Here is a 16,936-nt window from a genome sequence, read left to right as displayed (position 1 = left end):
AAAGGGCTAGCCTTCTTCTTGTGAGGTTATCCTTCTTGTTTCTGCCACTTTGCCGTCTACAAGCTCGATCAAAGTGGAGTTTGGAGGCTCCTCTATCTCGACGTGTGTAATTAGGAAGACTTGGTCGAATACACGGGTCAGCTCGTTGGCGAGGAGTTTAACTATTTGTTGGCGTCTCTCCTGGTCAGAGGAGCCGAGCGGCTCGTCTAGGAACAAGAACCGGGGGTAGGTTCCCTTCGCTGAGGGTAGAAGAGCCAGCGTAAATGCGATTCTCATTGCGAGAAGCATCTGGTCATTGGTGCCGCCGCTGTATATGTCGCGGCGCATCCACCTGCCTGCCTCCGCGTCGTAGACCTCTATGTCGTAGTTGTCTGGGTTTATCTTTACTGCCTTGTATCTTCCTCCAGTCACGTATGAAACGATCCAGTTCATGTTTTGCTCTACGCTTGGCGCAAACATGCTCCTCCTCTTCGAGGATATGTCCCTCAAAACTTGTATGGCTTTTTCACGGGCCTCGACCTCTATCTTAAGGTTTTTGACATCTTTTTCGAGCCTGTCTAGGTCTTCCTTTATTTTTGGAAGCTCTTTCAGCTGTTCCTCTGCTTGTCTAATATATTGTTCAAGCCTGTTTTTCTCGGCTTTTTTGCTTGCAACTTCACGTGTCTTAGATTCGTATTCTCGATGGTAGACATGCAAGAGTGCTTCCACGTCTTCGACATCGTTCTCGCTTACGGGCATCAAGAGACCCTCTATCTCGAATGGTGGTTGCGGGACGTGAATAGATGCATATTGTTCTTCGACTGCTTTGAGTTGTTCGCGTATGTTTGCTATGTCTTTGTTCCTAGCGTTTTCGTTTATAGAAAGGTCTTCTAGAGTTTTCTTGAGATTATGTATGTTTTGGTCTGTTTTTGATGTCTCAGACAATATTTGTTGATAGTGTTTTCTCACTTCTTCGGTTTTTTCCTGGAGCTTTTCTACCTCTTCCTGTAGCCTAGCAACATATTGTTCGAGGCCCACTGCGTCTTCAAGTTTAGCCACGCTTTTGAGCTGGCCGAGGATCTGTTTCTGCTTTTCCTCTAATTCAGCCTTTCTCTTTAGTAGTTTCTCGTATTCTTCTCTTTCTCTTTCTAAAAGCCTGAGTTCACCTTCCATGGCGCTTCTCTGGCTCAGAAGCTTTGATTTTTTGTCCTGCAGGTATAGTAAAGCCTTTTGCTTGTTTTGTTGGCCAACGAATAGAGGTACCAAGCTTGAAAAAAGTATGGCCAGGCCGGCTGGCAAACTGAATATAGATAAGAAGAGTCCCAGAAGAGCTATCCCGATTGAGGCATAAATGTATAAGGGTGGTATCCTTACTTTTCGTATTTTTTCCTCGGTGTTCTTCAGCTCTTCGCTTATTTGAACTATTTCTGTGTTTACTTTTTCGATCGTTTTAAGCTTCTCGGAAATAATCGAGATCTCATCTTCAAGGTTCTCTAGTTCCCTTTTCGACTCTTCAAGAGTATTCCACAATTCGCTTATCTTGGCTAGTAGGCTCTGCCCATTTTCATACTCTTTTTCTGTCTGGGTAAGTTCTTTTTCGAGCACTTCTTTTTCTTGCTGGAGCTGCTTAAGCTTTTCTTCTGCTTCTGCAAGCCCCTGCTTTGCTAATTCAATTTTCTTCCTTGTCTCCGAGAGTTCTTCTTCATTTCTTTTCAGGTTCTCTTCTAGGTATTTTTTCTTCTCGAGCAGACTTTTCCTTTCACGAAGCTTTTTGTATAGGTCTTCGAGATATTTTACCGTCTCGCTTAGCCTCTTCTCTTCTTCTTCAAGGCTGGGTAAAATCTGCTCAATAGCTTGGAGCTCTTCCCTATGCTTTTTCAGTTCCTCTTCTAGGCTCATCAGTGTCCTTAAATAATCTTCTAGAGCCTTCTTTTCTGTCTCTTTTTTCTCGAGTTCAGCTTTTTTTGTTCTTTTTTCTTCTTGAAGTGTCTCGATCGCCTTGTTGTAGCTTTCAAGCCCCATGAACATGTTTATGATTTTTTCTCTGTCGGTTTTCCCTAGACGTATAAGCCTCTCGAGGTCCTTCTGGGCTATAACGTTGGAGGCAATCATTTCCCTCCAATCTACACGGATGAGCTTGACTATCTCTTCGTTGACTTTCTGCGTTCCCGACGCCAATAGCCTTTCGTTGCCGCTTGTTACGTCGAAGAGTTTTGCGTCAACTTGCCTAGCGTTTTCTCCCACTTTCTCTATAATCCTCTCAACCCTAAACTTTCTACCCTCGACCTCGAATGTTACTTCTACTTTTGCACGGTTCGAGGCATGGTTTACCACGTCGAGTAGCTTGGCTTGGCGGTCTCCGCGGATCTCCCTAAGGATGTTGAAGTCGCCGTAGATCCCAAAGAGGATAGCCTCAAGTATTGTTGATTTTCCGGCCTCGTTTCTGCCCCTAATTATGGTTAGGCCTTTTGGGAAGTAGAGGGGATCCTTGAAGTTCAGTCTACGGAAATTGTTTGCCTTTAAACTTATTATTGTCACCATGCCCCGCTCTCCTCTAGAACCTTTCTACCAATTTCAAGCGCCAAGTTGAAGACTTCCCTTTCTTCGCCCTCCGCCTTAGAAAGTAGCTCCCTTACTGCTTCCTCAAAGGCCTCTATCGGGCTCTTCACCTCGTTGCCCATGCTGACTATTTTCTGCATGGTGCACTTGAGGTCAATATCATCAATTGTGGCGGCGAAGAACCTTTCCTCGAGTTCTCTAAGCAGTGCCGCCCTGTTGTACCTAGACACCTTGTTTAAGGGAAGCGTTCCGTCAACGACGAGTCGAAGCAAAAGGTCTTTGTTGGGTGCCGGTAGCCTGGACACGATTTCTCTCAACGGGTCCTCCGTTTCTTCGCTCAGCGTTACCTTTACAGTCTTCATTGGCCTCGTTGGCACTGGGACAAACTCTGCCCTTGGCAGAGAGTCATGGCCTAGCTCTACATATAGGAAGCCCTTTGCCTCGTCTCCCTCTTCTTGGAAGCTTCTCCTCTCTGTGCTTCCAGGATAAGCTACAAGGGTCTTTCCCCTGAGTGGAAGGGTCATGCTTGTATGCACGTGTCCAAGAGCAACGTAGCGGTAGTTTTCTGGGATGTCTTCCCATGAAACCTTGGGGGCCCTCCAGCTCGGCGGTACACTTATCCCGCTAAAGTTGTAGTGAAGCATGGCTATCGCGACGTCGCCCTCATCTGGAAGCTTTACATTGTTCTTTTTCAGCGGGTTCTCGTCTAGCCCAACAGTGTGGTCATAGCTCAGGCCTGTTATAGCTACGTCTAAACCCTCAATGTAGAGGTGCTCGACCTCGACCTCGCTGGTCTTCGAGAAGAACCTCGCATAGCCGGCGGCCTCTATTTCCTGTAGTGGAGACATTCCCTCCTCCAGGCTCCTCGGCATGTCATGGTTGCCAGCAATCATGAAGACCCTGATGCCCTCGCTGGACAGCCTCCTGAATAGCCTTATGACCTGCGTCCTTATCGGGTTTCTCGGATTGACAGAGTCGAAGAGGTCTCCCGAAACCAGAACAATGTGGGCCTTTCTCTCTAGGGCAAACTCTACAACTCTGCGGAAAGAGTTGAAGAAGTCCTGTCTACGCTCAAACCTCTTAGCGCCGAGGAAGCTGAACTTTGGGTCCAAGTGATTGTCAGCCGTGTGGACGACCCTAATCATGTCCTAGACCTCTGAGAACAGGTCTTCACTCCTACCCCTACTAATCTTTAACCCTATCTCGCTCCTAGCCTTCCTCAGCTCCTCTACGAGGTCTATGTCTGCGCCGCCCTCCCTGGTTCGCCTATGCCTAACCTTGACAATTACGGGAACACGTGTAAGCTCACCCACAATAACAGCCTCTCCAACATTGAGCCCGGGCAGGTCCTTCATGAGCTCTGCCCCAAGCCTCTCGCTTGCCTCTGCGACAGCCTTCTGGTCCGCTGGGTTTGTTATCCTCAGTATTATCTGGCTGTTGCACTGGCTCAGGGCGTCCGCGTCTATCTTGCTGGGCCTCTGGGTGACCAGTATCAAGAATACCCCGAACTTTCTGCCCTCGGCGGCAATCATCCTGATGACGTCCGAAGACATGGTTGAACGGTTAAGGGACTTGTTTGGAATAAACCTGTGTGCCTCCTCTACTACTATGAAGACTGGGTACCTGAATTCGCCCGAATACCTGAGGCGGTATATTTCTTCTAGGACCCAGCTCACTATGTAGTCCTGGCTAGCGTCGTTGAGGCCCGAGAGGTCTATAACGCTTATGTGCCCCGGCTTCAGGATCTCGTCCCTGACAGACGTCGTAACGCTCCCAAACACCTTGAACTTTTTTAGCCTAACTAGTCGGCTATAGGCAGCCTCAGCGCTTGCTGCTTTCTTGGCCTTTTCGGTCTTCATGAGTCTCTGTAGCTCTTCTAATAAATCGTCCAATGTATAGCTATTAGAGGTTTTTCTCAGCTCCCCAACAGCGCTCCTAATGACGCTCCTAATGTTGCTCCACTTCTCAGGTATCCCGGCGATCCTTGCAATATCTTCGGGCTCTAGGTCTGCAAACTTCACCGTGAGCTCGTGGACGTTGTCTAGCTGGCTGGGGTCATATCTACCAGTACTGTTAGGATTCCTAAAAACCAGAACCCTGTCTGAAGCCTCGTGCCTCCTCATCTCCCTGTCCCTGCTAAGGAAAACATAGTCAGCATGCGGGTCAATCACGACGGCAGTCGCCCCGAGCCTCAGCAGTTCCTCAAGAATAACTCCCACCGTATATGACTTGCCAGCTCCAGTCTGGGCTATGACGGCTACGTGTCTCCTGAACCCGTTCACTGAGAGATACACGTCTACACTTGTCCTACTTACAAGGCTTCCAATGTGTATCCCCTCTTCCGACGGATAAGAGAAAAACTCCCTCACAAACCCGTCTGGCGCGAGATAGACTGGGTTCCCCGGGAAAAACGCCCGTCTAGGCACGAGAACCGTTTTCCTCCCATTTTCCTCCGCGATAAACCCAAGGCTCCTGGCAACACATAGAAGGTTAGAGTCGTCTATCCCTGCCTGGTAAATCCTCTCCAGGCTTTCGAAGTCCAGCTTGCTAGTATATGCGGTGCTCCTACTAACTACACCAACAACCTGGCACAATACGTCTACTTCCCTCTCCTCCCCATTAACGAGCTCCCGGGACTTGACAAGGACATACTCGTACTTCGCTGGATACACATCCTTGCTCGTTACAAATATGAAAGTCTCAGGCGTAGACTCCTCGACAATCCTCCCAACCTGCTTTAACTCAGCCATGCCTGGTTCCCTCGGGAAAAATCCACCTTATCTCTTAAAGGATAACCCATTCTCTTGGTAGCCTCTTTTTCCACAATATTACCCCACATTATAGTCCTTATTAAGCTTCCACCAAGATAAAACCGAAAGTATCCAAAAAAGGCGAGCTTGTTCTATGAAATCTAAAATGGAAACAAAGAAGAAAGGGCTAGAAAAACTACGTGACGTTTTGGAGGCTATAAGTATCGAAAGAATTGTGAAACATGTAAGGGAAGACAGAGAGCCGTTAAGAAACAAACTATACTTGACAGCTAGAAGAACTACTCCGAGCATGAATACTTACTGGAAAGTCGATGCCATTTTGGTTAGGGATAGAAGAATCTTCTATCGCTACGTGAATGCATCACCAGTGTTTTAAGCTCCTGCATAATCAGCCTGTGGTACATCTCCATCGTGTCATGTGTAGTCCTAACCCTCTTGTCTGCCTCGAGCAACAGTACATTGTAGCTTCTTGGACCAGCATAGAGGCCAGCTATGCTCTTCAGGCCTTTCAGCATCTCCTCTGGGATAGCCTCTAGGAAATGAGACTCGCCACGCGTGGGATACTTTCCCTTTAGTGCAACATCGACTCTGATAGGGTCGTCTCCCTGCTCTAGAACAACATATGTAACAGCTATAGGCGGGTAACTCTTTAACGCCTCTATCATCCTCGAAGCCTTCTCTTGAAAAGAATCTCCCAACTTGTCCCTGGTTGCAGGGAAAACCCTCTCCAAGAGGCCTAGGAGCTTCTCGTGGGAATCAGAGAGAACGAGCTCAAAGACCCTAGCGGAAACCTTCTCGATGCTCAACTGCAAAGGCAGGCTCAGCCCTCTGCCAAGACCAGCAGAAAAAATAATCTTGCTGTCTGGAGCCCCACTGGTAGCGTTCCTAAACAACTCGTATACTTCCATCGAGACCCCAGACTTCAGCAAGTGCCTCAAGCCCTCCAGCGCTTCGCGGGGACGCCGCTTGATCTCCCCGAACAGGCCGAGAACAGTCTCCCGAACAGAAGGCTCAAGGCTTGCCACTAATTCTCGGAGCTTAAGCATCAAGAGCTCCTCCTTGAGCACTGTGGACCTCGAATCCTTACTTACACCAACTACCGCTACATTCCTCTTTAAAGCCTCCCTTAAAAAACCCGCATAAGTCTCGATATACTCAAACATGAAGTCCTCGTAGCCATCAATATTTATCTCGCGCAGTACATGCGTCATCCTCGCATAGAGAGAGCCATCAATAAGCACGGTCTCCGCCCCTCTCTCGACAGCCTCCAGCCCAGCAAGGTGCTCGAGGTGCTCCCGCATGAGCCTTTTCAGCTCCTCTTGGTCCCGGATATCCCTGGGGAAAAACGCGTCCAGTCTCAGCTTCCTAACCTCGTTGCCACCCACACTCAGAGCGATTGCCCTAGAAATAAGAATAGAGCCGCCCCCAACAACATCTATATCGTCACAGCTACTATCAACCCCATAAACCCGTCCGTCAACCTTGTCCTGAGACAAGTCGCTCAACCAGACCCTCCTAAGAAGCTCGCCGTAATAGTTCCTGAGGTCGCCTTCCCCACCAATCACACGTGCAAGTTCTTCCCTCTTCCTCCTGACCTCCTCTACAAGCAAATCAGCAAATCTTGGCACAGATATTTTAACATCCACGCGGAAATAAATATTGCCAAGAAACAACAATGAAAGTTAATTCGTCTAATGCATCAACCTTAGACCTAGATACGACTTTGGCCAAGAATAATTAAATAACTATGTTACTGTATATTGACTAGGATTTGAGGGACGAGCCTTGCCACACATAGACGAAGTAAAAATTCTTAGAAAAAGGGCAAAAGCCTTCCGGAAAACCGCTGAAACAGCTTACCAAGACGGAGAATACGACCTCACCGTTTACCTCCATGAACAAGCCATACAACTCCATCTAAAATCTATCCTCTTAGAAGAACTAGGAGACTACCCTAGAACCCACTCCTTAACATATCTATTCCAGCTACTCCAAAAATTGAGGAGCTCAGAAACCTATATGATGTCTACCAGAACAACAAGCGTCTAGTAGCATTCTTGGAAGATGCTTACATAGCTACAAGGTATCTCCCAAGAGAATACAGCAAAGAAGAAGCACAAGAAGCCATAAAACTAGCACACGAGGTGTTGAAGTATCGAGAACTACATTGAGGCACTAATCGAGAGAGCAAAAATACTCAAAAACTGGAGACCATACACAGAAAAAATAGCAGAGGCCGCAAAAAGAGTCCTCCCAGACGCAGAGGTCTACGTGTTCGGTAGCGTCGTAAGGGGCGAAGCAGTTGGCGGGAGCGACGTAGACCTACTCATAAGGTCAGACATGATCCCAAAAAGCAACATCGAGAGAGCAGAGCTAAAGCTGAAAATAGAGGAGCTAGCTGGTCTACCTCCCTTTCACCCATTCGAAATACATCTAGCCAACAGCGAGGAGATGAGTTTCTACTCGAGAATAAAAGAGTTAACAAAAATAGGATAGAAAAAGAAAAAATATTTTTAGATGGACTTGTAGCAGAACCACCAGTCAAAGCACTCGATCTCCTTCTTCTTTGCCTTCTCTAGGCGCTCCTTCGCAGTCTTCTCGTCGCTTGCAGGCGGAATAATTGCCTTGCCGTCAATCAGCTCGTTGTTCGGCCAGTTAGCAGGCAGAGCCACGCCATACTTGTCAGAGGTCTGCAACGCCTTGACAAGCCTCAGGATCTCGTCCATGTTCCTTCCAATCTCCTGCGGGTAGTACAGTACAGCCCTCACTATCCCGTTGGGGTCGATAACGAAGACGGCCCTAACAGTGTTGGTGCCCTTTCCAGGGTGAATCATTCCATATTTTTTAGCTATCTCCCCGGTGTCGTCCGCAATGATTGGGAACTTTATCTCAACTCCAAGCTTCTCCCTTATCCATTCAACCCACTTAATGTGGCTGAAGACCTGGTCAATGCTTAGACCTACCAGCTGGACGTTGAGCTTCTCGAATTCCTCGAACCTTTTCTGGAAAGCCACAAACTCAGTCGTGCATACAGGCGTGAAGTCAGCTGGATGGCTAAATAGTACAACCCATTTCCCTTTAAAGTCGTCTGGGAAGTGGATAACGCCGTGAGTCGTCTTAGCTGTGAATTCTGGCGCTTTTTCACCCAACAATGGCATTCTAATTTCGCTCATAGTTGGTCAAACAAATAAAAATGTAGAAATATTTAAACTTATGGTTTGGAAATCTAATCATTAGTTTAGATACTCAAAAATTCTACAGCTAGCTCCCAAAGATTCAAGTACATCTCAAAAAAAGAATTGGTAAAGGTGATTAAGACATTATTCATAGTTCTGTAAAATGCACTACTTTTTTATGGTTACAAGCATATCTTAAAGAGGCATCCATAATGAAGGCTGGCATTGTCCATGAAAACGCCGAGATATTTGTAGAGGGCTCAGCTAGGCGGTACCCATCGTTGCCCCTAAAGGAGGATCCAGTTGAGGTCACAGAGGTTCCTATGCCTGCCCCCAAAAAGGGTCAAGTCCTTATAGAGATCGAGGCCTGCGGCGTCTGCTATACAGACATAGACATCATAGAGGGCAGGATAAGGTGCAAGCTCCCACTCATACCTGGCCACCAGATCGTAGGCAAGGTAGTAGAATCGGCCGGCGTTGACGGGCTCGTAGGGGAAAGGGTTGGTGTAGCATGGATAGGCCACACGTGTGGAACCTGTGAGTATTGTAGGAAGGGCCTCGAGAACCTCTGCCAAAGCTTCAAGGCTACCGGCTGCGACCTCGACGGCGGGTACGCGGAGTATACCGTTGCCTACGCAGACTACGTATACACGTTGCCCCGAAACGTAGAGGCTGTAAGGCTAGCCCCACTCATGTGTGCAGGCTCCGTTGGCTTCAGGGCATATAGGCTCCTAGGCATGCATGACGGGGCACGCGTAGGGCTCTTCGGCTTCGGCTCCTCGGCACACATAGCTATACAGGTCATCAGGAAGCTCCACCCATCCACAGAAATCTACGTGTTCACCAGGAGCGAGCACCACAGAGACCTCGCCAAGAGGCTCGGCGCCGACTGGGCAGGGCCTCCAAGCGAGGACCCGCCGAAAAAGCTGAACTTCGCACTAGACTTCACGCCCGTCGGCGAAACAATCCCAAGGGCCATGGAGCTCATAGACAGGGGAGGCAGGCTCGTAATAAACGCAATAAGGAAGCAGACACCAGTCGTCCTAGACTACGCGACACACCTATGGCAAGAAAAAGAGATAAAAAGCGTCGCAAACGTAACAAGGGAAGACGTGAAGAGCTTCATAAACTTCTATACCACCCACGGGGTCGACACACACGTCCAAGAATACAGGCTAGAAAAAGTAAACAAGGCACTAAGAGACCTAAAAGCCGCAAAAACAATAGGGGCACCAGTCCTCAAAATAAAATAGCACTTATACCCGGTCGCGCGCCAGCGGAGCCTTTACGCTTTGTGGCCCGACAGTCTAAAATAATGGGAAAATACTTTCACACTTCCCTTACAGAAAGATTTTTTTTATCCTAAATGAGATACTGTGTTGGGGTGAATGACTGTCACGGCATCCTCGCATTCTGTGCACTTCACGGAGAAAGTGTTAGAGACGCTTAGGGGCCAGCTCGTGGACATACATGGGGACGGGGGCACCTACAAGGGCGTGATAACCTCCCAGCAACTAATAGAGGTGGCGAGGCTCCTCCCAAAGGAGGAGCTGGAGGTGGTGGTCAACAACATCCCGCCCATCAAGGACTTCGCCGAGCTTGCAAAGAGGGAGCCGAGCATCCTCTTCCTCATTGAGGTACTTATGGGCGTTGGCGTGACTGTAGAGGACATGCTCATCCCCTGGGACAAAGTGGAGTTTGCGATAGCCGTCTACAAGGAGCTCAAAAAACGAGACTTGCATCCCGATGAGGTTTCCCTAGCTGTCGAGCTGGACGTAGAAGGAAGAAGGACATTCGTCTCCCCCTTAATACTTGAGGACAAAATCTTAGCTCCTCTACTGAAAGAAATATATGAAGATTTTGAAGTGCCTAAGAAAGAGGAGGAAGATGGGAAAGAAAGCCTTATGTTTGTCAAGCCTTGGCGCGATATAATGTACACCGACGTATTCTCAGTGAAAGGGAAGGAGTATAGCCTAACCCGCGAAGAGTTCGAGGCGATATTGGCAAAGGGAAAAGTGTACATAAGGTTCTGGTGGGACTAAACCTAGCTTAAAATAGAAAAAAAATAATTTTTTATGTTTACCTGACTACCACGCTGGCTGGGTTTACCTCATTACCATTCTGGTCGAAGCAGTAGACCTTCTCGCCGAAGTTGAGGCAAGCCACTGGCTTTCCCACGGTCTTGAACTTTGCAACTGGTGTAATCTCTAAGGTAAGCCCCTCAACGCTTATAGTGGTGCTTCTATCTCTGGGCAACTTGGACAACATATCTTTGGGTATTATCGCTATCAACCCCGTTAGAACCTCATCTTCGGTTGTCTCCTCCACAGAGACACCGAGGAGTCTTGCAAGCTCAATAATCAAATCGCGAGCAACATCAAACTTTGCCCGAGCGGTCTCACTTATAAAGTTTCTGGCTCCAGTGTTTATGAACCATCTGACTACAGCCTTGCCCTGCTTTTGGAGGATGCCGTCTTGTATCATCTGCTTGACAGCACGCGGGAAATCATTCGCTAAGTCATAAGCAGCTTTAAGCTCGGCTCTGGCCGAACCTATGCGCCCATCATGCTCACGTATACCCCACTTGGCTGTTTTGAGGACTTTTTCGAGTGTGGTGTAGTATAATTCCCGAAGGACTCTATCGAGCTTGTCGTAGAGCCCAGTCTCTTGTAGCCTCCGCGCCACTTTCTCCACTTCCTCATCGGGATTATCAATTTTTATCCTCTTCTCTTCAGGCTTTAGTTCCTCAACTTTAATGCCCTTCCCTGCAAGCACATCTTTCAAGATCTCTGCGTTATCGCTACTGAGCCTGATTATGTATTTCACGCCCTCAACGGTCGCCTCTCTGGGGACTGGGTTTACTGGTGAGGGTGGTAATGTTGATGGATTGGTGGGGGTTGGAAGTTGGGAGGGCTGTTGTCCTGGCTGGGTTGGCTTTGGGAGCTGGGAAGGCTGGTTTCCTGGCTGGGCCGGCTTTTGCCCTGGTGGTGAAGTTGGCTTTGGAGAAGTGGGGGAGCTTGGACCTGTGGGCGTCTGGGGACCGACTGGGGTAGATGGACCAGTTGGAATAGTAGGAGTTATTGGATTTATTATTGGAGGTGGAACAGGTTGTAGTAGTGGTTTACTTGGCGAATCTGGCTGAGTGTCATCGCTTAGAACAAAGTTACGCCTGTAGTTCCAAGGCACTGCGTATATGGTTAAGGACTGCGCCAGAGCCAGGGCAATAATGAAGATTATCACTGCCCTTAAGCCCAGGCTCTTGTCCTTCATCGACCATCATAATTCGGCACAGCCAGAAAAAGTTTTTTCAATTATATAGGCGAAAGTAAAACTTAAAAAACTAAGATCCAGGAGAATGGGTCAACCAAGCAAGACAACTGATAAACGGATAGCGCGCCTTAGAATTCCGGCAGGCCTACCACCTATTAGGAGGCTTGATGCGCCCCCCAGCTTATGTCTAAAGACGCTTTATTGCGGGAATACTCCTCCCTTTGTCCTTTTCCTAGTGCTAACCCCCCATACCTGCTAATACTTACAGTATTGTGAAACTCTTTAGTAGGCGTTGCACATACTGCATGGGTGCAGGCATGTCCAAGAAGAAGAGGACCACTATGGTCATCCGCTTATTCGCCAGGCCAAGCAAAAAGGGGCAAGCTCAGTAAAAGGGAGGAAATCAAGAGAGGACATAAGGGCAGGTGTCCTAGAGCGCGCGCTAAACTTATACATTTTTTAGTTTTCGAGGAAGGTTTTAAGGGCTTGTTCATGGAAAAGTTTAAGGCTAGAATGTAGCTTTTTAGGGGGCTAGAGGGGCGCACACGTTCATCCGCTACCCCGGGTGAGGTTGCCCCTCTAGAGCCCCTGGGCTTTCTAAGTTTCTTGGTGTTTATATGTTCTTCTGCCCTTTTTATGAAATTTTTGCAGAAAAAGACTATAGGTTCTGAAATTTTTCCTAAAAACGTGTCGTATGTTTCGGGGAAATAGTTCATGTCTTGCTCAAAAATTTAGAATTTGTTTTCGGATGTTTGGAGCTAGAAGTATAGTGCTAGTAGGGGGGAGAAGAGTAGTGTGGGGAGCATGTTGGCTACGCGTATCTTTTTGAGTTTTAGGAGGTTGATGCCTACGCCTATTAGGAGGACTCCTCCAGACGCTGTAAGTTCTGCTATTGCTTTTTGCGGTAGCATTGTGCCTGTGAGTGCGCCGAATACTGCTAGGGATCCCTGGAAGGCTAGGACGAGCACTGAGCTTAGTAGGACTCCTATGCCTAGGCTTGCCGCGAAGGCTATCGAGGCTACCCCGTCCATTACTGACTTTGCGAGTAGGATGCTTGGGTCACCGAGGCCGTCCTTTATTGAGCCTACTATAGTCATTGGCCCGACGCAGAATGTTAGGAAGGCTGTGAGCATTCCGTCGACTATGCTCTGGGAGCTGGACCTCGAGATTTTTTCTGAGAGCCTTTCGAGCTTGTGCTCTATGCCTGCTATTTCTCCAATGAAGGTTCCGACCAGTAGGGAGGCTACGAGTATTATTGGGTTTTTTGTCTGGAGGGACATCTGTATGCCTATTGCGACCGTGAATAGGCCGAGGGCGTCTGTTATGAAGGTTGTCTTTTCTGGGGATATGTTTCTTCTGAGGAGGAGCCCGGCGAGCGAGCCGAGGATAACCGTTATTGTGTTGGTTATGGTTCCAATCATATTTACCAATCTATTCATGCATTGTTTTTAAGTGTTTGCTACTCTGTGTTGCATGTTTTTCAGTTGAAGTATATAGGGCGAAAGTTAAAACATGCAATCCTGTTACTTGGATTTATACCGTTCGACGTTTACTTCACCCTTTTTTCCAATGATTGTATTAGTTATTAAACCAATGAAAGATGACTAAGATTTAACCCAGAGTACAAGAAGCGTAATAGTGACGGTGAAAGGTGAAGGTGGAGGAGGACTCATCGAGTAGTAAACTGTTACTGGTAGCGACGCCGCTTATTCGGCTGACTTCTATCAAGAAATTGTTGGGCTTTGATGGTGCCCCAGTTTACCTAAAATATGAGGGTGCAAACCCGACAGGCACACATAAGGATAGAGCGGCCATTTCACACGTGAGGGAGGTCTTGGTAAACGGCTATGACACGATTACTGTTGGCACTTGTGGGAACTATGGTGCAGCCATAGCGTACTATGCACGGAGGGCCGGCGTCAAGGCTGTTATCTATGTACCCAAAGGGTACAAGCACAGCAGGGTCTCCGAGATGAAGAGATACGGAGCAAAGGTAGTCCTTGTTGAGGGCCCATACGAGACAGCCGTATCGCTGAGTGTCGAGGCCGCGAAGGCGAATGGATGGTACGACGCTAACCCTGGGAGCATAAATGACCACGCGAGCCTCGACGCCTACTCTGAGATAGCCCGTGAGATAGTTGAACAGCTCGGCGACGCGCCTGCGGCGATAGCTATACCTGTGGGCAACGGAACCACGCTGGTAGGCGTCTATAACGGTTTTAGGAGGATGTACAAGGCGGGAGACACGACGAGGATTCCTAGAATCATAGCGGCGAGCACTATACATGTTAACCAGCTTGTATACTCGTGGCTAATGGGCTCCATAGACCCACTGCCAGTGAACACGTACCTTGCAAGGGAGACCCCTGTCAACGAGCCCCTGGTCGCAATACAGTCCCTAAACGCAAAGGAAGCACTCATGGCTATATACCACTCTGAAGGCGTCGCCTACGCCTACATGGACGATGAGATGGTCGAGATGTCGCTGTTGCTGAGGGCTGTCGAGGGGGTAAACGCTCTCCCAGCGTCGTCTTCTTCCCTTCTGGCTGTGAGGGACTTCCTGTCTCGGGAGCAGGTCGACGGGCCAGTCGTAGCGGTGATTACTGGGAGATGGAGGAGGGAAAAGCAGTAGTACTGGCCGAGGGTTTGTATTCTTCGACAGACGGCAAGACGGCGCACGGCCTCGTGAGGAAAAGCCTTCGATACAAAATCGTTGGAGTTATTGACAGCACGCTGGCTGGAAGGGACGCGGGAGAAGTGCTGGACGGCAAGCCTAGGGGGATAAAGATCTATTCTTCACTAGGGGAAGCCTTAAGAGAGCACCCAGACACAAGGTTTCTAATAATAGGCGTCGCTACAGCCGGCGGAAAGTTGCCAGAAAACTATAGGGCCATAGTGAAAGAGGCCCTGAAGAAGGGTCTAAGCATAGTTTCTGGTCTCCACGAGTTTCTGAGCGATGACCCAGAGTTAATGCGGCTCGCAAGGGAGCACGGCGCAGAAATAATTGATGTCAGGAAGATCTACTATAATAAACGTGTCTTCTATACTGGCAGGATAAGAGAAGTCAAAGCCCTCAAGGTCGTAGTTATCGGGACTGACTCAGCGATAGGCAAGAGGACCGTAGCCCACATGATTACAGACGAGCTTAATAAGAGGAGTGTAAAGGCCGTATTCGTGGGGACCGGCCAGACCGCGTGGATGCAGGGTGCAAAATACGTGTTTGTTCTCGACAGCGTAATCAACGACTTTATCCCGGGGGTTCTCGAGGAAACTGTCTTGAGGGCATACGTAGAGGAAAAACCCAAGGTAATCGTTGTGCCCGGCCAGGGGTCGCCTTTGCATCCAGTTTTTCCAGGTAGCTACGAGATCCTCAACCTCCTGAAGCCTGAAGTAGTCGTTCTCCAGCATGCCCCTGGAAGGAAGCATCTAGACGGCTTCCCAGAGTACCCCATGCCTCCCCTGGAAAAGTTCCTAAGGCTCGTGGAGCTCATAACGGATAGAAGGGTATATGCAATAACGATCAACACCGAGGGCCTCGGCAGAGAGGAGGCGCTCCGAGAAAAAGAGAGAATCGAGAAGGAGACAGGCATACCAACGGTCATCCCGCTACTGGAAGGGGTAGGCAGAATCGTCGACTTGATGCTGAGAGATTTCCCCGAGCTAAAGGTGTAGAGGATTGGTAAATCTGAAGTGCTTCGACAGGATCATCGTTGGTCCAGCCGAGGTAAAGGGTAGAAGGACTAGCGTCAAATACACGCTGGAGTTCGACGGGCTCAGGAAAGAGTATGAATTAGTCAACGTTTATCCCGAAGACATCGACCAAAGGGTCCTATCAGCCTTCTTCAATGTTGCCGGCATTGTCCCAGCCATAAACTATACCTTGTTCAGCGACGAGATAAAGCTTGACCTCGAGCTCGACCAGGTAGACTTGAAGTTTTTCGAGGACATGTCACGTGTAACGGCAAGAGACATATTTGTAAATAGGATAGTCAACCGGACTGGGCTCATAAGGGAAGAGTACCTTCCCAATCCAGAAGACGTAACCCCGGAAGACGCAGAGCCGAAGGCACACGTCTCGGCCGAGAAAATAACTAGCAAAGATATTGGCCCCGTCCAGCTCGACGAGAAGAGCTGCGGCGTAATGTCGTCAGGTGGAAAGGAAAGTCTCTTCACGTATGGGTTGCTCCGAGAAATGGGCTGCAATGTTTACTCATTCTTCCTCAACGAGTCTGGGAGACACTGGTGGACAGCCCTAACAGCGTACAGGGAGCTGGCGAGGAGGGACCCAAACACCAGGAAGGTCTGGAGCAACATTGACAGGCTTTTTGCCTTTATCGAGAAAAACATGAAGATAGTTGTCCCATACTACTGGAGGAAAAACAGGGAAATCTACCCCGTAAGGCTCTTCTGGTACGCTAACTATATCCTCTCATTTATACCAATAGCGCTTAAACATGGGGTCGGCAACATAGTTATGGGCAACGAGTTCGACGACCCATCCGGCCTCACATTCGAGTACAAGGGCATAAGGCACTACTATGCAACCTTTGACCAGAGCCTAGACTTCGACAACTACATGACAGGCTACTTCAAGGCCAAGGGGCTCGACATAAAGCAGTGGTCCCCACTGAGGCCACTGACGCCCATAAGCATGCTGAAAATATTCAAAGACAGGTATCCAGACCTAATCCCACTTATAACTAGTTGCCACTCCACACACATAGAGAACGGCGTAGTAAAGCCATGCGGAACCTGTTTCAAGTGCAACGGGGTACAGCTAATGCTCCTAGCAGTCGGAATAGACCCTAGGCTCCTAAGATACGAAGACAAACACATAGAGACCCTGCCGCAGAGAATAGCCAGGGGACTAATAAGGCTAGAGCCATCACTGATACAGCACTCGATATACCTTGCTACACAGAGGGGCGTGTGGAAGCAGGGAAAAGCGGAGCCAGTGTGGCACGTCGAGATGCTACACTTCGACAACATCAATGCTACGCCCACCTTTATACCGCACAAGTGGCTGAGGAGAAAGGTTCTCGACCTATACGAGAAATATACGCTGGGATATGTGAAGCTAGTAGGCGACAAGTGGGTGCCGATGACAAGAGAAGAGATAGAGAGGATAAAGGAAACGTAAAAACTTATATAGGTATTTGTGTATAATTTATACGAAAATAC

16 protein-coding genes are annotated in these 16,936 nt (G+C 48.6%); 9 read left to right on the top strand and 7 right to left on the bottom strand.

Annotated features, from left to right (window positions below):
- Nucleotides 1-6 precede the first annotated feature (6 nt).
- The 3 genes from N186_RS09240 to N186_RS09230 are packed head-to-tail and all read right to left on the bottom strand — an operon-like array spanning nt 7 to nt 5,288.
- A complete protein-coding gene (locus tag N186_RS09240) occupies nt 7-2,520 on the bottom strand; it encodes an AAA family ATPase (RefSeq protein WP_020963559.1) in 2,514 nt (837 codons plus the stop codon).
- Nucleotides 2,514-3,683: a metallophosphoesterase family protein gene (locus tag N186_RS09235; protein ID WP_020963558.1), complete on the bottom strand. Its 1,170-nt coding sequence runs from the start codon at nt 3,681-3,683 to the stop codon at nt 2,514-2,516. The genes N186_RS09240 and N186_RS09235 overlap by 7 nt, the downstream gene beginning before the upstream one ends.
- Nucleotides 3,684-3,686: 3 nt before the next feature.
- The gene (locus N186_RS09230; protein ID WP_020963557.1) at nt 3,687-5,288 is read right to left on the bottom strand and encodes an ATP-binding protein; all 1,602 of its coding nucleotides are present in this window, start codon (nt 5,286-5,288) and stop codon (nt 3,687-3,689) included.
- Between the two features lie 154 nt (nt 5,289-5,442).
- Here N186_RS09230 and N186_RS09615 point away from each other — a divergent pair, with 154 nt between their 5' ends.
- A complete protein-coding gene (locus N186_RS09615) occupies nt 5,443-5,685 on the top strand; it encodes a hypothetical protein (RefSeq protein WP_148682204.1) in 243 nt (80 codons plus the stop codon).
- Here N186_RS09615 and N186_RS09225 read toward each other — a convergent pair.
- Nucleotides 5,633-6,937: a DNA double-strand break repair nuclease NurA gene (locus tag N186_RS09225; protein ID WP_020963555.1), complete on the bottom strand. Its 1,305-nt coding sequence runs from the start codon at nt 6,935-6,937 to the stop codon at nt 5,633-5,635. The genes N186_RS09615 and N186_RS09225 overlap by 53 nt on opposite strands.
- 157 nt (nt 6,938-7,094) lie before the next feature.
- Here N186_RS09225 and N186_RS09220 point away from each other — a divergent pair, with 157 nt between their 5' ends.
- From N186_RS09220 to N186_RS09215, 3 genes are read left to right on the top strand one after another with little or no spacing between them, the layout of a single operon-like run.
- Nucleotides 7,095-7,358 carry a HEPN domain-containing protein gene (locus N186_RS09220; RefSeq protein WP_020963554.1) on the top strand — a complete coding sequence of 88 codons (264 nt, stop codon included), beginning with the start codon at nt 7,095-7,097 and terminating at the stop codon, nt 7,356-7,358.
- 8 nt (nt 7,359-7,366) lie between these two features.
- Complete coding sequence (locus N186_RS09845) at nt 7,367-7,480, top strand: HEPN domain-containing protein (protein WP_020963553.1); 114 nt, start codon at nt 7,367-7,369, stop codon at nt 7,478-7,480.
- Nucleotides 7,464-7,805: a nucleotidyltransferase domain-containing protein gene (locus N186_RS09215; protein WP_187147078.1), complete on the top strand. Its 342-nt coding sequence runs from the start codon at nt 7,464-7,466 to the stop codon at nt 7,803-7,805. The genes N186_RS09845 and N186_RS09215 overlap by 17 nt, the downstream gene beginning before the upstream one ends.
- 17 nt (nt 7,806-7,822) lie before the next feature.
- Here the strand turns inward: N186_RS09215 and N186_RS09210 are convergent, their stop codons facing one another.
- Nucleotides 7,823-8,482, bottom strand: coding sequence for a peroxiredoxin (locus tag N186_RS09210; RefSeq protein WP_020963551.1), 660 nt, complete (start codon nt 8,480-8,482; stop codon nt 7,823-7,825).
- Nucleotides 8,483-8,697: 215 nt separating this feature from the next.
- On the opposite strand from N186_RS09210, the gene N186_RS09205 reads away from it, so the two are divergent.
- Nucleotides 8,698-9,738 (top strand): zinc-binding alcohol dehydrogenase family protein, encoded by a 1,041-nt coding sequence (locus tag N186_RS09205; protein ID WP_020963550.1) that lies wholly within the window; start codon nt 8,698-8,700, stop codon nt 9,736-9,738.
- 135 nt (nt 9,739-9,873) lie between these two features.
- Nucleotides 9,874-10,527 carry a hypothetical protein gene (locus N186_RS09200; protein WP_020963549.1) on the top strand — a complete coding sequence of 218 codons (654 nt, stop codon included), beginning with the start codon at nt 9,874-9,876 and terminating at the stop codon, nt 10,525-10,527.
- 37 nt (nt 10,528-10,564) lie between these two features.
- Here N186_RS09200 and N186_RS09195 read toward each other — a convergent pair whose 3' ends face one another.
- Nucleotides 10,565-11,755, bottom strand: coding sequence for an SPOR domain-containing protein (locus N186_RS09195; RefSeq protein WP_020963548.1), 1,191 nt, complete (start codon nt 11,753-11,755; stop codon nt 10,565-10,567).
- A gap of 758 nt (nt 11,756-12,513) precedes the next feature.
- A complete protein-coding gene (locus N186_RS09185) occupies nt 12,514-13,176 on the bottom strand; it encodes a DUF554 domain-containing protein (protein ID WP_020963546.1) in 663 nt (220 codons plus the stop codon).
- 236 nt (nt 13,177-13,412) lie between these two features.
- Between N186_RS09185 and N186_RS09180 the strand changes: the two genes are divergently transcribed.
- From N186_RS09180 to N186_RS09170, 3 genes are read left to right on the top strand one after another with little or no spacing between them, the layout of a single operon-like run.
- Nucleotides 13,413-14,387 carry a pyridoxal-phosphate dependent enzyme gene (locus N186_RS09180; RefSeq protein ID WP_052885719.1) on the top strand — a complete coding sequence of 325 codons (975 nt, stop codon included), beginning with the start codon at nt 13,413-13,415 and terminating at the stop codon, nt 14,385-14,387.
- Nucleotides 14,366-15,427: an N-acetyltransferase DgcN family protein gene (locus tag N186_RS09175; protein ID WP_020963544.1), complete on the top strand. Its 1,062-nt coding sequence runs from the start codon at nt 14,366-14,368 to the stop codon at nt 15,425-15,427. The genes N186_RS09180 and N186_RS09175 overlap by 22 nt, the downstream gene beginning before the upstream one ends.
- Nucleotides 15,428-15,431: 4 nt before the next feature.
- Nucleotides 15,432-16,895 carry a hypothetical protein gene (locus tag N186_RS09170; RefSeq protein WP_020963543.1) on the top strand — a complete coding sequence of 488 codons (1,464 nt, stop codon included), beginning with the start codon at nt 15,432-15,434 and terminating at the stop codon, nt 16,893-16,895.
- Nucleotides 16,896-16,936 lie beyond the last annotated feature (41 nt).

Source organism: Thermofilum adornatum (genome assembly GCF_000446015.1).
GTDB classification, from domain to species: Archaea; Thermoproteota; Thermoprotei; order Thermofilales; family Thermofilaceae; genus Thermofilum; species Thermofilum adornatum.
This window is presented reverse-complemented; position numbering and strand designations above follow the sequence as displayed.

Excerpts from the sequence above, each read along its gene's own strand:
- N186_RS09240 (WP_020963559.1), bottom strand. The coding sequence starts at position 2,520 with ATGGTGACAATAATAAGTTTAAAGGCAAACAATTTCCGTAGACTGAAC.
- N186_RS09235 (WP_020963558.1), bottom strand. The coding sequence starts at position 3,683 with ATGATTAGGGTCGTCCACACGGCTGACAATCACTTGGACCCAAAGTTC.
- N186_RS09230 (WP_020963557.1), bottom strand. The coding sequence starts at position 5,288 with ATGGCTGAGTTAAAGCAGGTTGGGAGGATTGTCGAGGAGTCTACGCCT.
- N186_RS09615 (WP_148682204.1), top strand. The coding sequence starts at position 5,443 with ATGAAATCTAAAATGGAAACAAAGAAGAAAGGGCTAGAAAAACTACGT.
- N186_RS09210 (WP_020963551.1), bottom strand. The coding sequence starts at position 8,482 with ATGAGCGAAATTAGAATGCCATTGTTGGGTGAAAAAGCGCCAGAATTC.
- N186_RS09205 (WP_020963550.1), top strand. The coding sequence starts at position 8,698 with ATGAAGGCTGGCATTGTCCATGAAAACGCCGAGATATTTGTAGAGGGC.
- N186_RS09200 (WP_020963549.1), top strand. The coding sequence starts at position 9,874 with ATGACTGTCACGGCATCCTCGCATTCTGTGCACTTCACGGAGAAAGTG.
- N186_RS09195 (WP_020963548.1), bottom strand. The coding sequence starts at position 11,755 with ATGAAGGACAAGAGCCTGGGCTTAAGGGCAGTGATAATCTTCATTATT.
- N186_RS09185 (WP_020963546.1), bottom strand. The coding sequence starts at position 13,176 with ATGATTGGAACCATAACCAACACAATAACGGTTATCCTCGGCTCGCTC.
- N186_RS09175 (WP_020963544.1), top strand. The coding sequence starts at position 14,366 with ATGGAGGAGGGAAAAGCAGTAGTACTGGCCGAGGGTTTGTATTCTTCG.